The organism is Pseudoalteromonas sp. Z9A4, assembly GCF_011378845.1.
Classification (GTDB): Bacteria; Pseudomonadota; Gammaproteobacteria; order Enterobacterales; family Alteromonadaceae; genus Pseudoalteromonas; species Pseudoalteromonas arctica.
In genome coordinates, this window is the sequence record NZ_WTLA01000019.1 from 71,073 (window position 1) to 85,407 (window position 14,335).

General features: G+C 39.6%; 14 protein-coding genes. 11 read left to right on the forward strand and 3 right to left on the reverse strand.

The features are described 5' to 3' along the window. Positions 1-210: 210 nt before the first annotated feature. Entirely contained in the window at positions 211-1,041 is an 831-nt protein-coding gene (locus GQR54_RS13835) for an SDR family NAD(P)-dependent oxidoreductase (protein WP_166378347.1), read from the forward strand. Continuing rightward, the gene (locus GQR54_RS13840; protein WP_166378349.1) at positions 1,041-1,397 is read left to right on the forward strand and encodes an antibiotic biosynthesis monooxygenase; all 357 of its coding nucleotides are present in this window, start codon (positions 1,041-1,043) and stop codon (positions 1,395-1,397) included. The genes GQR54_RS13835 and GQR54_RS13840 overlap by 1 nt, the downstream gene beginning before the upstream one ends. Before the next feature lie 63 nt (positions 1,398-1,460). Here GQR54_RS13840 and GQR54_RS13845 read toward each other — a convergent pair whose 3' ends face one another. Continuing rightward, positions 1,461-1,703 (reverse strand): YdcH family protein, encoded by a 243-nt coding sequence (locus tag GQR54_RS13845; RefSeq protein WP_007580070.1) that lies wholly within the window; start codon positions 1,701-1,703, stop codon positions 1,461-1,463. A 551-nt stretch (positions 1,704-2,254) separates the two neighbouring features. Between GQR54_RS13845 and GQR54_RS13850 the strand changes: the two genes are divergently transcribed. From GQR54_RS13850 to speD, 8 genes are all read left to right on the forward strand, one after another. Continuing rightward, the gene (locus tag GQR54_RS13850) at positions 2,255-2,836 is read left to right on the forward strand and encodes an aminodeoxychorismate/anthranilate synthase component II (RefSeq protein WP_165742110.1); all 582 of its coding nucleotides are present in this window, start codon (positions 2,255-2,257) and stop codon (positions 2,834-2,836) included. Between the two features lie 43 nt (positions 2,837-2,879). Continuing rightward, a complete protein-coding gene (locus tag GQR54_RS13855; RefSeq protein WP_166378351.1) occupies positions 2,880-4,040 on the forward strand; it encodes an HDOD domain-containing protein in 1,161 nt (386 codons plus the stop codon). Positions 4,041-4,419: 379 nt separating this feature from the next. After that, entirely contained in the window at positions 4,420-5,625 is a 1,206-nt protein-coding gene (locus GQR54_RS13860) for an aspartate aminotransferase family protein (protein WP_166378353.1), read from the forward strand. 85 nt (positions 5,626-5,710) lie between these two features. Then, entirely contained in the window at positions 5,711-6,727 is a 1,017-nt protein-coding gene (gene astA / locus GQR54_RS13865) for an arginine N-succinyltransferase (RefSeq protein ID WP_166378355.1), read from the forward strand. Positions 6,728-6,742: 15 nt separating this feature from the next. After that, on the forward strand, positions 6,743-8,212 hold the full coding sequence (gene astD / locus GQR54_RS13870; protein ID WP_007580085.1) for a succinylglutamate-semialdehyde dehydrogenase: 1,470 nt from the start codon (positions 6,743-6,745) through the stop codon (positions 8,210-8,212). A 132-nt stretch (positions 8,213-8,344) separates the two neighbouring features. Then, positions 8,345-8,692: a DUF3802 family protein gene (locus tag GQR54_RS13875; RefSeq protein WP_007580087.1), complete on the forward strand. Its 348-nt coding sequence runs from the start codon at positions 8,345-8,347 to the stop codon at positions 8,690-8,692. An 86-nt stretch (positions 8,693-8,778) separates the two neighbouring features. Continuing rightward, a complete protein-coding gene (locus GQR54_RS13880) occupies positions 8,779-9,192 on the forward strand; it encodes an OsmC family protein (protein ID WP_002958863.1) in 414 nt (137 codons plus the stop codon). An 88-nt stretch (positions 9,193-9,280) separates the two neighbouring features. Beyond that, positions 9,281-10,093 (forward strand): adenosylmethionine decarboxylase, encoded by an 813-nt coding sequence (gene speD / locus GQR54_RS13885; RefSeq protein ID WP_007376266.1) that lies wholly within the window; start codon positions 9,281-9,283, stop codon positions 10,091-10,093. Between the two features lie 53 nt (positions 10,094-10,146). On the opposite strand, the gene GQR54_RS13890 is transcribed toward speD, so the two are convergent. Then, positions 10,147-11,490, reverse strand: a complete 1,344-nt coding sequence (locus GQR54_RS13890) for a M24 family metallopeptidase (RefSeq protein ID WP_166378357.1) — start codon at positions 11,488-11,490, stop codon at positions 10,147-10,149. A gap of 129 nt (positions 11,491-11,619) precedes the next feature. Continuing rightward, complete coding sequence (locus GQR54_RS13895) at positions 11,620-12,897, reverse strand: aromatic amino acid transport family protein (protein ID WP_166378359.1); 1,278 nt, start codon at positions 12,895-12,897, stop codon at positions 11,620-11,622. A 454-nt stretch (positions 12,898-13,351) separates the two neighbouring features. On the opposite strand from GQR54_RS13895, the gene GQR54_RS13900 reads away from it, so the two are divergent. Continuing rightward, positions 13,352-14,149 carry an alpha/beta hydrolase gene (locus tag GQR54_RS13900; protein WP_024589582.1) on the forward strand — a complete coding sequence of 266 codons (798 nt, stop codon included), beginning with the start codon at positions 13,352-13,354 and terminating at the stop codon, positions 14,147-14,149. Positions 14,150-14,335: the final 186 nt, after the last annotated feature.

The following is a 14,335-nucleotide window of genomic DNA, read 5'->3' on the forward strand; positions in this document are numbered from 1 at the left end:
ACAATAGTTATGATTGCTGGGTAATTCAAATAAAAGCATAAAAAACATTCAGCTTAAACACTTACCTGCCTTTTAAAGGAATGCTTTTATATTAACTAACATAGGCTTAGCTTTATCAATTAATTCTATAAACTGATTCAACTATTGGCCTAATTATCAGCAGTAAGTCGGGGTGCTAATATAGCGAAAATAAAGTAAGGAGAGATCAACATGAACAAAACAATTTTACTTACCGGCGCAACCGATGGCATTGGGCTAGAAACTGCAAAGATGTTATTAGCACAAGGTCACACCGTATTATTACATGGCCGCAGCCAAGCAAAGCTCAATGCGCTACAAACAGCTTTAACCGAGCAATACCCAAATGCAAGTACACATACTTATATTGCTGATTTAAGCGATATGAGCCAAGTTCAAACTTTGGCAAAAAATGTATTAGCCGATTTGGCCGAAAATAATAACCAGCTTGACGTACTTATTAATAATGCAGGCGTTTATCAATTAGTTGATGCTACAACAATTGATGGCCTTGATGCTCGCTTTGTTGTAAACACGATTGCGCCATATCTTCTTACAAAACTATTATTACCTGTCCTTGGTCGTAATTCGCGAGTGGTTAATGTCTCATCAGCTGCGCAATCAAGCGTTAACTTAAATGCACTTACAGGTAACACTGAGCTTTCTGATAGTGGGGCTTATGCACAAAGTAAATTGGCTATTACTATGTGGTCGCGTCATTTAGGGCTGGAGCTTAAAGATACTGGGCCATTAGTTGTATCGGTAAACCCTAAATCGTTACTAGGAAGTAAAATGGTAAAAGACGCTTACGGTATAGATGGCGGCGATTTAAAAATTGGCGCAGATATTTTTTGTCGCGCAGCGCTTAGTGATGAATTTAAAGATGCAGCAGGTCTGTATTTTGATAACAATACAGGACGCTTTGCGCCTCCTCATGTTGATGCACTTAATAATGCTAAAAATCAACAGCTAGTAAATACGTTAGACAGTATTTTAACGCAGTTTAAATTGGGTAAAGCATAATGAAAGATCATGTTACCTGGACAGTACAAGGCCAAATTAAAGAAGGTAAATACGATGATTTTTTACTGGTAATGGCGCAATTAGTTGCTTTGGCTAAAAGTGAAGCTGGCACTTTAATGTATGAGTGGACAGTAAGTGAAGACAAACGCAGTGTATATATTTACGAGCGTTATCAAGATGAAGGTGCTGCAAAAGCGCACCTTGCTGGTTGGAACGAAAGTGGCCCACTATTTTTAAGCGTAGTTGATATGGATAAAATAACGGTATTTAGTCAATTATCAAAAGAGTTTGCACAAGCCTTTGCAGACCCAAGAACTGTATTTATGAAACCAGTGGGTGGCTTTGTAAAGTTTTAGAAAAATACCTATTGTTGATCTAAAGAGCTCACTTTATCAGTGAGCTCTTTTTGTTTAGTGGCATTACTGCTCTTGCTGTAAACGCTCGTATAGCCAATCTTTTAATTCTGTACGTTCGTGTTTTAGCTGATGCATTTGCTCATCGCTTATGGGAGCATCTTTGAGCTCTAATACTCTAATTTCTTTATCTAGCTTGTCATACTTATCTGCTTTTTTTGCAAATTCAGTATCGCTTTCATTTAACTCGGCAATGGTCTTTAAGTACTCTGGAAAGTCATTAGTTAATGAGTGGTCTTCGCCTAACATATTCGCTCCTTAATAGGATATAAATGAGCTCACAAGTAAGTGAGTTGTATAAGTGAATTACTGCCTTTCATATAATACACTGGGGCTTACATAGATATAATTCAACCATTGAGCCGCTAATTTGATGTAGCGCAAACAATCTGTTTATTTTGCTCAGTAAGGTATTTCACCAAAGTATTTAATAGAGCGATCAATAAACGCACGTACTTTAGGAGTCAATAATTTATTGTTGGGGTATACAGTTTAAATAGTTGTATTAACTACTCGTGAAAAGCTTAGGGTTCGATATTATTGCTCAAGCTGCAAGGAATCTCTGGCTAGAGAAAATAAATTTAAACATCATCATGATTCAATACGTTAGTAAATCTCTTAACCAAAGTTCAGGTTAAGTAAACCATTACCTGCTAAAGGCTTTTAAGCATTTTAGCTAAAATAGTTAATTTTTAACGCTTTTTGCTAATTTATGTTGGTTAATTAATAGTGGTAGAATGCAGCGCTTAGTACCACTTGTGTGAAGTAAGTGGTCAATAATTTATAAGGTTTGTTGTGTAATGCTGTTGATGATCGACAACTACGACTCGTTTACTTACAACTTAGTGCAATATTTTCAGCGTTTAGATCAAGACGTTTTAGTGAAACGTAATGACGAGCTAAGCATTGCACAAATAAAACAGTTGAACCCGAAACACATCGTGTTATCGCCGGGGCCATGCACGCCTAACGAAGCGGGTATTTCGTTAAATGTTGTTGAGCAACTAAAAGGGCAATATCCTATTTTAGGGATTTGCTTGGGACATCAAACTATCGCGCAAGCTTTAGGAGGAGATGTAGTTCGTGCTAAAAAAGTAATGCACGGTAAAACATCACCCATAGTTCACACTAACAAAGGTGTGTTTAAAGGTTTAGCTAACCCGTTAACAGTGTGTCGTTATCATTCTTTGGTGGTTAAAGCACAAACGCTGCCTAAAGAACTTGAAGTAACCGCATGGACTCAGACTGAGCAAGGCGAGTTTGACGAAATTATGGGGTTACTTCATAAAGAACTAGCAATCGAAGGTGTGCAGTTTCACCCCGAAGCTATTTTAACTGATCAAGGCTTAGAACTGCTTGATAACTTTTTAACTCGCTTCTAATGTTATAATACACAGAGCATTTAATACTTTATTAATGGATGTCATGACTGAACTTGTAGCCCAGCAGCGTACTGCCAAAATACTAAGCCAACGGGCTCATGACTTATTGCTTGGGCACAGCTTTGCGCATCAGCAAATTGGTTTCATCCATACATTAGATATAGATTACGGCGAACCCATGAAGCAACGCACTTTGCTTCAGGTTGAAGTGGCCGCACAGAATAAACGCCAGCAAAGCAGTACTGCACATCATAAGTACCGCGCTCAAGCGAGTGAGCAACTGCACAAAACAATTGAAACAGCTATATATAAGCAGCTTGAAGATATAGATGGCGTAATTCACAGCACTATAGGTATTGAAGATGGCATTGCCAATATACTCGATATATTAGCTGTAAAGTCAGCGTCGGTAGGGCGTTTAGAGCCACTGGTTAATGATATAAGCTGGTTGGGTAGAGAATTAGTAACGCTTGTTAATTTACCTTACTATCGTAATCAACGTAGTAAAAACACGTCTGTAAAAGTAGATAAACCATCGCTTGCCCTTCGTTATATTGGCCTTGATAACTTACAGCTAGTGATTCCTACATTTGCTGCGCGTCATTGGATGCCACATAGCACCGAACCATTTTCATTATTAAAACGCCGGCTACGCGACAGCGCAATGGCAAACGCGATTGCTGCGCAAAAAATTGCACAAATTAATAATGTGAATGACGTACATGCATTTACCCTTGGAATGCTTTTAGATGTAGGGCGAATTGCATTAGTGCGCTTGTACTTAAAAACGTTTGAGAAAGTATGGCAACGCAAAGTGCAGTTAGCCCGAAATGAAAACCAAAAAGATTTACACACCGCATTATTAGAGCTACAGCCCGACCCGCTATTTTTAACCACTCTACTTAGCAATAAGTCGATAGAAGTAAGCGCCAAAGTAATAGACAAAATGGCTTTTAAATATTTACCGTTTAAAGGTGTAATGCAGCAGCTAGTAAATGGGATAGATAAAGGCGATACATTACTGCCGTTAACAGAAGTAATGCTAAAGGCACGTTGCTACTCTCAATATCTTAATTTAAAAGAGCATCAACTTATTGAGCCTGATGAAACTCTAAGCTGGTTTTCGTACTTTAAGTTCACTAAAACGGAACTAAAAACCCTCCAATCGAGTAATTTTACCAATTTAGCTATTCAAATTGACTAAAAATCTGAATTTTTTGTTAATTTTTTTGCGACTAACCATTCATTCTCACTCTATTGTTATATTGCATATTTGCCGATTAAAGCATGCGCGCCTTGGTGCTCATGCGGTTAGTTGTTTAAAAATAAGCATAAATAGCTATGCAAATAGTTATTCACTATCTATGAAATAATATCTTTAGCCCTTTATTTTCAAGGGATACATGAAAGTTTTTAACGAGACAGATATAAGTAATTCTGAAATAATGTGCGTCTGAAAATTGAACCACAAAGCAATTTTGCGCAATTATCAGGTTACTGATCTTGCCTATAAAGTTGGTTACAAATATTAACCAAACACCTATTTTGATGTTTTGTGTTGCTCACAATTAAGAGGAAATAAAATGACAGTCAATCGCGAATTATTTGATCACGTAATGGTTCCTAACTACGCACCTTCAAGCGTAATTCCTGTTCGAGGCGAAGGTTCTCGCGTATGGGATCAACAAGGTCGAGAGTTTATCGACTTTGCTGGTGGTATTGCAGTTAACTGTCTTGGCCATTGCCACCCTGCATTAGTAGGCGCATTAAAAGAGCAAGGCGAAAAAATCTGGCATCTATCAAATGTAATGACCAATGAGCCGGCACTTCGCCTAGCTAAAAAAATGGTTGATGCTACATTTGCTGAAAAAGTTTACTTTGCCAACTCAGGCGCAGAAGCAAACGAAGCCGCGCTTAAATTAGCGCGTCGTTTTGCACTTGATAAGTTTGGCGCAGAAAAATCACAAATCATCGCGTTCAACAAAGGTTTCCACGGTCGTACATTCTTTACCGTAACTGTGGGTGGCCAAGCGGCATATTCAGATGGTTTTGGTCCTAAGCCTGGCGACATTGTACATTGTGATTATAACGACCTAGCTGCTTTTGAAGCGCTTATCAGCGACAAAACATGTGCCGTAATGATGGAACCTCTACAAGGTGAAGGCGGTATTGTTTCACCCACTGACGAGTTTGCTCAAGGCGTTCGCGATTTATGTACTAAACATAACGCACTGCTTATTTTTGATGAAGTTCAAACAGGTGTTGGCCGTACTGGCGATTTATACGCATACCAAGGCTTAAACATAGTACCTGATATTTTAACTTCAGCTAAAGCACTTGGCGGCGGTTTCCCTATTGGCGCTATGATCACAACAACTGAAATTGCACAGCATCTTAAAGTAGGTACTCATGGTTCTACTTATGGCGGCAACCCGCTTGCGTGTGCTGTTGCAGAAGCTGCATTTGATACAGTAAATACCCCAGAAGTACTTGCTGGCGTAAAAGCTAAAGCAGCATTATTTAATGAACTACTTAGCGCGGTTAACGACAAATACAACGTATTTAGCGAAATCCGTGGCCAAGGTTTATTAATTGGTGCAGTAGTGAACGAGCAATATAAAGGTCGTGCAAAAGAGTTTTTAGTGGCAGGGACTGAGCAAGGCCTTATGTCATTAGTTGCGGGTGCAGACGTAATACGTTTCACTCCATCTTTAGTAATTCCTGAAGCGGACATTCGCGAAGGTATGGCACGCTTTGAAAAAGCAGTAGCAAGCGTAGTAAACGCATAAGCGACTTAAGCCAACCAATTAAGGGCAAGCACTGCTTGCCCTGCAATTCCTATTTACCGTTATTTATAAGGGAGCAAGCGGACTCATGATGATCCTTCGCCCAATCCAGCAAAATGATTATTCAGCATTACTGAAAATTGCCCACGAATCAGGGCATGGTTTTACGTCTTTGCCATTAAACGAAGAACTATTGCAAAAAAAGATCGACCATTCAGTAAGCTCTTTTGCTAAACAAACGTCACAACCTGGTGACGAAGGCTACCTGTTTGTTCTTGAAGATAGCGAAACCGGTGACGTTGTAGGAACATCTGCAATTGAAGCTGCGGTAGGGCTTGATGATGCATTTTATCATTATCACTTAAGTAAAGTGATTCACTCTTCGCGCACATTAGACGTATACAAAGCGGTTGATATTCTAACGCTATGTAACGACTACACAGGTGCTACAGAGCTTTGCACATTGTTTTTAAAAGATGGTTATCGTAAAAATTGTAACGGTAAGCTGCTTTCAAAAGCGCGCTTTATGTTTATAAAACAGCATCAAGAGCGTTTTGCGCAAACAGTAATCGCAGAAATGCGCGGTGTGTCTGACGAAAACGGCAGTAGCCCTTTTTGGCAGTGGCTTGAAGAGCACTTTTTCTCAATGGATTTTCCAACAGCCGATTACCTAACAGGAATTGGCCAAAAGGTTTTCATTGCTGAATTAATGCCAAAATACCCAATTTACGTAAACTTGCTAAGTAAAGATGCGCAAGCAGTAATAGGTAAAGTACACGACAACACTCGCCCAGCAATCGAGTTATTAAAAAGCGAAGGCTTTACGTTTAATGGCTACGTAGATATTTTTGACGGTGGCCCAACGGTTGAAGCAAAAGTAGATAACATTGCGACTATTCGTAATGCACGTAACTTTAACGTTGAAATTGGCGAAATGACTGGCGACACCATGGTGTTACTAGCTAACGAAAAGCTTAATGACTTTAGAGCAACCGTTGCACCAATGACATTTGACGAGCGCGCAAAAAGCCTTATTTTATCGCAAGAAATAGCAGATGCACTGCGTTTGCAAACTGGCGATATTGTTAGTGCAACCACGATTTAATTTAGGAGAAAGTATATGACTCATCCTGCACAATTTATAAATGGTCAATGGTCACAAGGCCAAGGCACAGAATTTAATTCAGTAAACCCTGCAAATAACGACGTTATTTGGCAGGCCTCATCAGCAACTGCGGCGCAAGTAGACACCGCAGTAAATGCAGCGCGCGAAGCGTTTTATGCATGGGCTGATAAAAGCTTTACTGAGCGTTTAGAAATAATTAAAGCATTTGCAGCGCAATTAAAAGAAAACAGCGAAGAGCTCGCTATTACTATTGCACAAGAAACAGGTAAGCCACTGTGGGAAACTCGCACAGAAGCGGGTGCTATGGTTGGTAAAATTGCCATTTCTGAAAAAGCATTTTTAGAGCGCACTGGCGACGTAGAAAACGCAATGCCACTTGGCCGTGCGATGATTCGTCATAAGCCACATGGTGTTGTAGCCGTATTTGGTCCGTATAACTTTCCGGGTCACTTACCTAATGGCCACATTGTGCCAGCGCTTTTAGCAGGTAACACGGTTGTGTTTAAACCGTCTGAACTGACTCCTAAAGTAGCTGAGCTTACGCTTAAACTGTGGGAAAAAGCAGGTTTACCAGCCGGTGTCATTAACCTTGTACAAGGTGAAGTAGAAACGGGTAAAGCCCTTGCTGCTCACAAAGGTATTGATGGCTTGTTCTTTACGGGTTCTTCGCGTACTGGTCATATTTTACATGAACAGTTTGCGGGTCAACCAGGTAAAATTTTAGCGCTAGAAATGGGTGGTAATAACCCACTTATTATTACTGACGTTGAAGACACTAAAGCGGTTGTTCACGATATTATTCAATCAGCGTTTATCTCAAGTGGCCAGCGTTGTACGTGTGCACGTAAACTATTTTTACCAACTGGTAGCAAAGGCGATGTGATACTGGAGCGTTTAATCACAGCAACTAAAGCGATTAAAGTAGGTAATTATGACGATGCAGACCAGCCATTTATGGGCTCTATGATTTCATCAGCGGCAGCTGCAGGCATGGTTAAAGCGCAAAACGAGCTTGTTGAGCTTGGTGGTGAAGTATTAGTAGAACTTGAGCACACAGCTAATACCGGTTTTGTAACACCAGGTATTATTGAGTGTACAAATATTAGTGACTTCCCAGATGAAGAGCATTTTGGACCACTTTTAAAAGTATTCCGCTTTGACGACTTTGACCAAGCCATTGATAAAGCAAACGATACAACCTTTGGTTTATCGGCTGGTTTATTAAGTGATAGTGCAGCAGATTACGACCATTTCTTACGTCGTATTCGTGCAGGTATTGTTAACTGGAATCGCCCAATTACTGGCGCATCAAGCGCAGCACCGTTTGGTGGTATTGGCGCATCGGGCAACCACAGAGCAAGTGCGTATTACGCAGCTGATTACTGTGCATATCCAGTTGCTTCGGTAGAGCTTGAAAAAGTAGCTATGCCAGCAACACTAAGCCCAGGCTTAAAAATAGATTAAGTAGTAATACTACTTAATTATTATAAAAGCAGCTTCGGCTGCTTTTTTTGTATTGCTAACGCGCAAAGCTAGCAATCAACAGCGCTTTCTGCTTAAATCAAAAATAATTAATTATACAAAGGTGGTACAAAAATGGTTTTAGATAGGCAAGGGTACGATGATTTGATCATGTATCTAACTCAAAATTTAGCATTGTTTGAGAAGCCAGGCGAAATAAAACCAGGTGCCCCAACAGTAATGGAATTAATCGAAGACGTTATTGCACAAAATGTGATGCTTATTTGCGAGCAGCACACAAACCTCAACACAGAGCAGCGTAGTCAAATTGTACGCGAAGTTGATGGCATAGTTTACGATTTAGAAGAAGTCCTCAGCAGCATCACCTCACAGCCTGTCACGGTTGAACAGCATGCCTTTATAGATGAATTTGCAGGTTTAGTAAAAAACCTCTTTGATAGCGCTTTAACACAACAATCTTAGCCATTTTATAGCCCTGCGTTGCATTTTCATTTGCAACTACGGCTAACTTGCTTACAATCAAGAAAATATTTTTTTGAGATATAACAATGCAAGCAAATGTAAAATGGGTTGAAGGCGATACGTTTATTGGTCGTTCTAATTCTAACCACAATGTTGTGTTTGATGGCGGCAGCGATAGTGCAGCACCAAGCCCAATGGAAATGGTTTTAATGTCAGTTGGCTGTTGTTCATCAGTTGATGTGGTTAGTATTTTAAAAAAAGCCAAACAAGATTTTTCAGATGTACAAGTACAACTAAGTGCAGAGCGCGCCGAAACAGCCCCACGTGTGTTTACCAAAATCAACTTACACTTTGTTGTTAAAGGCAATAATGTGTCTGAAAAGCACCTTGCACGCGCGGTTTCACTCTCTGCTGAAAAGTATTGCTCGGTTGCATTAATGCTTGATAAAACAGTAGAAATTACGCATAGCCACGAAGTTGTGCAAGATCAAGCAAAATAACGCTTTTTCCACGAGGGAAATTCGTATAAAATCCGCGAACTTTTCATTCTGCAGGTGCAGAACCCACTAATTTATAGGTTGGTTTATTATGAACAAACCCTTCGATAAACTTAAACTTCATGGCTTTAACAATTTAACCAAAAGTTTAAGCTTTAGTATTTATGATATTTGTTACGCAAAGACCGAGCAACAACGTAAAGAATATATTGAATATATCGATGAGCAGTACAGTGCAGATAGACTAACCGACATTTTAGGTGAAGTTGTTGATATTATTGGTGCTAACATTTTAAATGTAGCGCGCCAAGATTATGAACCGCAAGGCGCAAGTGTAACTATTTTGGTTTCAGAAGAACCAGTAGAAGAGCAGCAAAATTACGATGCTGACGAAGCACCAGGCCCATTACCTGATTCAGTTGTTGCGCACCTAGATAAAAGCCACATTTGTGTACACACATACCCAGAAGCTCACCCTGATGATGGTATTTGTACATTCCGTGCTGATATTGAAGTGTCTACTTGTGGCATTATTTCGCCACTTAAAGCGTTAAACTTCTTAATTCATAGCCTTGAATCAGACGTAGTAACAATTGACTACCGCGTTCGTGGTTTTACCCGCGACATAAACGGTGTTAAGCACTACATTGATCATGCTATTAGCTCGATTCAAAACTTCATGACAGAAGATACAAAAGAAGCGTACCAAATGATGGACGTGAACGTGTATCAAGAAAACCTGTTCCATACCAAAATGATGTTAAAAGAAACCGATCTAAACACGTATTTATTCGGCCTTTCTACGGCAGATTTATCAGAGGGCGAAGAAGACGAAATTCGCTCAAAGCTGACCCGTGAAATGCAAGAAATATTCTATGGCCGTAACCTGCCAGATACAGAATAATAGCAACGAATTAAATTAAAAATGGCGCTCAGTGAGCGCCATTTTTTTTTGCTTTATTTTACAAGCAATAGCTGTGTTTGTCGGCCATTTAAATACCAGACACCGCTTTTATCAAAAATAGCATCTTCCTCTAGCATTATTCTTATTTCTTTATTCCACTGTTTTATAAACACAGCATTGTTAAGCTCAATTGAGTAAGCCGTATTTAAATGCAGCGGATAGTCACCATCTCCCGGTACACCTTGCTGAGAATCCCACATACCTAATGTAGTGCCAGCAGCGTGGCCATGATAGCCAAGAGGGTGAGTATAAATAGTGGGTTTTAATCCCTGATCAATAGCGGCTTTTCGTGCTGCAGCTAAAACCTCATTGCCGGTTTTACCTACCGCAAATTGATTGGTAAATATGTCTTGTAGTTTATTACCGCTTTTTAGTGCTTCAACTAAGTAACTAGGCGCACTCGTTTCGTTTTCTTTGAGCACATACGCATGCTGCTGCGTGTCGGTATTTAAGCGTAAATAAGTAATCCCAAAATCTACATGAAGCAAGTCACCGGCTTGTATAACGTTATCATTGTAGCCATTGGTAAAGCTTTCTTCATGATCGAACGACTTCGCATCGGCGCGCTGAATAGCAACACTTGGGTGAAACCATGTTTGTAGTTTTAGCTCTTTTACGCGCTCTCTAAACCACCATACCAAGTCATCGCTAGTTGTTTGACCAACCGTAATTGTTTTACCCGAAAACCCCTCTGCAATAATATGATGGGCAATAGCCACAATATGTTTATACATTTTAACTTCTTCAGGAATGCGTTGCTCTAACCACGCAACAGCAAGCGGCTCTGCAGAAATTATTTTATTGTGATAAGTGGCGGGCAAGTTAGCCATTAATGTTTTGTAATCGCCTAGCACAAGGCCATCGGCATGTGCCCAGTCGGTAGAAGTATTAAGCGCAATGTTGCGAGGTTTGTATTGCTCAATAAGTGTATTGAGTGCTTCCCACTGGCTTGGTTGTGTTTGTTTATCCCACCCTTTTTTAAATACGTTACCTATTTTATAAGGCGCAATAGCGTAAGCATCAATACCACCTTGTTTATTAAGTGCAAATAACAAAATAGTGGTGCGTCTGGCTGAAAGCCATGTTGCAGGCAGCATTGTTTTTAATATTGGATCTTCGTTATATTCACGACTTATAAGTAGCCACATATCAGTGTTGTGCTGCTTCATTAATGAGGGCATTAAGGTATTAACTCTAAGCTCAGTTATTTTATCTATAAAAGCAGCGCGCTCTTTCATCGATAAAATAGCGGGAGCGTCATCGGCTTTAACAAAGAGGCTTAAAACAAGCGTAGTTAGCAAGCTTACGTAAAGTAGGAGTTGTTTAGTAAAGTGCATAATTGTTTTATTTTTAGGCTAGTTAATTTATAACATGCCTGAAGAGCGACTATAAAAAAACAATTTGAGATAAACAGCACACAAAAAAGCCCAGCTAAAAAGTAGCCGGGCTTTGTATAAATAGTTTTATTACTTAAGCATACTGTATAAAAGTGCAAATACAGCAAGCGAGCCAACCGCTAATATAAATAGCGTGCTAAAGCGGTTTCGGTATTTATTAAGTGCAGGTACTTTATAAACTGCAATCATTGGCATAATGAATAAAATCATCGCAATGATAGGGCCCGATAACTGATCCATCATGTCTAAAATACTTGGATTTTTAACAGCACAAAACCAAATAGCTAAAAACATGATTAATACACCAATTTTATCGGTAACGCCAGCGCTTAAGCCTGTTTGTTTAGTTACTAATCCTGTAAAGCTTTCGCGTGCACCTAAAAAATGACCCAAAAACGACGATGTAATAGCAATAAAGGCAACAAGTGGCCCAAGTGTGGCAATAAACGAGTTATCAGTAATATTAGCAAGGTAGGATAAAACCGATACGTTAGCCGCTTTAGCCGCTGCCATTTGCTCGCCTGTAAGCGACAGCACGCAAGAGAACACAAATAACAGTACAAAGGTAATAAGTAGCAAGCTAGTGCGCTTTAAAATCGCCTCAGACTTACGTGTAGCTTGTTCGCCGTAATGACCGCGTTGCACATTTACAAAGCTTGAGATAGCCGCTGCGTGGCTAAACGAAAACACAATAATAGGAATCGATAACCACAACGTTTTACCAAAGCTGCCCATTTCAGGCACCGTCATATCTGGCATCTGCCAGCTAGGGATTAAATAAAGTGATAAAAAGAACAATATGCCCACAAGCGGATACACTAAAATAGCAAAGGCACGTAGCATTAAGCGCTCGCCGCCCATCATTAAGCTAATCATGCCTGCAACTAATACGCCCGAAAGCAACACGCGAGAAGGTGATTCCATCCCCATTTGATTAACCATAAAGCTATCAACGGTATTGGTTAAGCCCACACCGTAAATAAGCAAAATTGGGAATATAGATAAGAAGTACAACAAGGAAATTAACCGCCCCGCAGTCACACCAAAGTGCTCCTCAACTACATCGGTAAAATCGGCATCTTTATTTTTTGATGAAAGTACAAAACGCGCTAATCCACGGTGCGCAAAAAAGGTCATTGGGAACGCTAAACACGCCATAATAATTAACGGCCAGAAACCGCCAATACCAATGTTAATAGGTAAAAATAAAATACCCGCACCAACGGCGGTACCAAATAAACTTAATGTCCACTGCGTATCGTGCAGGTTCCATTTAGTTTTTGTGTTTGAATTTGTGTGTGTGTTTGGTGATGCATTTGAAAGCGTTGCATCTTGAGATGTTGTCATGTGTGTGTGCTCATCCATTATTTAAATAATAACTGCGCCGAAGGGTATAGTTTTTAGAGACATTTTTCATGTTTTGAAGAGATTTTTAGACTAATTAATTAGACTCAATTGGAGGGTAAGTGTCATGAATACGAAACAGTGGTGTAAAAGTGAGCAAAAGCCTTAAATGGCAAGCCACATTATAGAGTTACTGTACGGGGTAGGTTGGTTAGTTGGAGCGAAACCCAACACGCTATAGCGTCATGCTAGCAGGAAAGCCGAGGAAGGCGGTTTTCATAACGTAAAAATAGGGGGAAGGTCATTTTTATTGGTTTTCATTTAAAAATCAAAATCTGCTCCCAAAAGCTGTTAAGTAGAAGCCATTGATCTGAACTTCATAAGAGATTTTTATTAAACTCCGTTATACTTCCTACAATTGAATATGCCAAACGAAGTAAATAGGCCGCTAACTGCAATGAGCAAAGACATTCTCTTCCATACTACTTTTGCGCACGAAACCAGTAAAACATGGGTTGTATTTGTCCATGGAGCAGGTGGTAGTTCGGCAATCTGGTTTCGTCAGCTTAAAGCTTATAAAAAAGAATATAATGTGTTGTTGCTAGATCTTCGTGGTCACGGTAAATCGAATAACTTAGTACAAAACTTTGTTGATAATAATTATTCATTTAATAATGTCTCTAAAGACATTATTGATGTGTTAGATCATAACAATATCACCAGCGCACACTTTGTTGGTATTTCATTGGGCACAATTATTATTAGAAATATTGCTGAAATTGCGCCGCAATATGTTTCTAGCATGGTGCTAGGTGGAGCGGTTACTCGTTTTAATACTCGCAGTAATACATTGGTTTATTTAGGTAATACTTTTAAACACTTCCTGCCTTATATGTGGCTGTATCGCTTATTTGCTTTTATTATGATGCCGAAAAAGCGTCATAAAGAATCTCGACTTTTGTTTGTTCGTGAAGCAAAACGCTTGTGCCAAAAAGAGTTTATAAAATGGTTTAAATTAGCCATGGACGTAAACCCCTTAATGCAGTACTTCAAAGAAAAAGACATTGATATTCCCATTCTGTATATTATGGGTAAGGAAGATCATATGTTCCTTGGCCCTGTTAAAGAAATGGTTAAGCGTCATAAAAACAGCGTACTGCAAACTATTCACCATTGTGGCCATGTCTGCAATGTGGAGCGCCCTGACTTATTCAATCAGCACTCGCTTGCTTTTATCGCCCAGCAAAATCGTTAAGGGTTGTAGAAGGAATAGGATCGGTACATTCTTTTTTGATTTTCGCCCTAAACTCAAAACAAGACCTAAAGGAATAAAACTCCATTTTTATATCAAAGCGTAGATACCATCTCTTCTAACCAGCCTCAAGCTTTCTTTAAATAGCTTGGGGCTGATATTCAGTTTGATTCTTCACAACACCAAAAC

Coding starts and splice junctions, on each gene's coding strand:
- GQR54_RS13855 (WP_166378351.1), top strand. CDS start 2,880: ATGACTGAACTTGTAGCCCAGCAGCGTACTGCCAAAATACTAAGCCAA.
- astA (WP_166378355.1), top strand. CDS start 5,711: ATGATGATCCTTCGCCCAATCCAGCAAAATGATTATTCAGCATTACTG.
- speD (WP_007376266.1), top strand. CDS start 9,281: ATGAACAAACCCTTCGATAAACTTAAACTTCATGGCTTTAACAATTTA.
- GQR54_RS13845 (WP_007580070.1), bottom strand. CDS start 1,703: ATGTTAGGCGAAGACCACTCATTAACTAATGACTTTCCAGAGTACTTA.
- GQR54_RS13835 (WP_166378347.1), top strand. CDS start 211: ATGAACAAAACAATTTTACTTACCGGCGCAACCGATGGCATTGGGCTA.
- GQR54_RS13850 (WP_165742110.1), top strand. CDS start 2,255: ATGCTGTTGATGATCGACAACTACGACTCGTTTACTTACAACTTAGTG.
- GQR54_RS13880 (WP_002958863.1), top strand. CDS start 8,779: ATGCAAGCAAATGTAAAATGGGTTGAAGGCGATACGTTTATTGGTCGT.
- GQR54_RS13840 (WP_166378349.1), top strand. CDS start 1,041: ATGAAAGATCATGTTACCTGGACAGTACAAGGCCAAATTAAAGAAGGT.
- GQR54_RS13895 (WP_166378359.1), bottom strand. CDS start 12,897: ATGACAACATCTCAAGATGCAACGCTTTCAAATGCATCACCAAACACA.
- GQR54_RS13875 (WP_007580087.1), top strand. CDS start 8,345: ATGGTTTTAGATAGGCAAGGGTACGATGATTTGATCATGTATCTAACT.
- GQR54_RS13860 (WP_166378353.1), top strand. CDS start 4,420: ATGACAGTCAATCGCGAATTATTTGATCACGTAATGGTTCCTAACTAC.
- astD (WP_007580085.1), top strand. CDS start 6,743: ATGACTCATCCTGCACAATTTATAAATGGTCAATGGTCACAAGGCCAA.
- GQR54_RS13900 (WP_024589582.1), top strand. CDS start 13,352: ATGAGCAAAGACATTCTCTTCCATACTACTTTTGCGCACGAAACCAGT.
- GQR54_RS13890 (WP_166378357.1), bottom strand. CDS start 11,490: ATGCACTTTACTAAACAACTCCTACTTTACGTAAGCTTGCTAACTACG.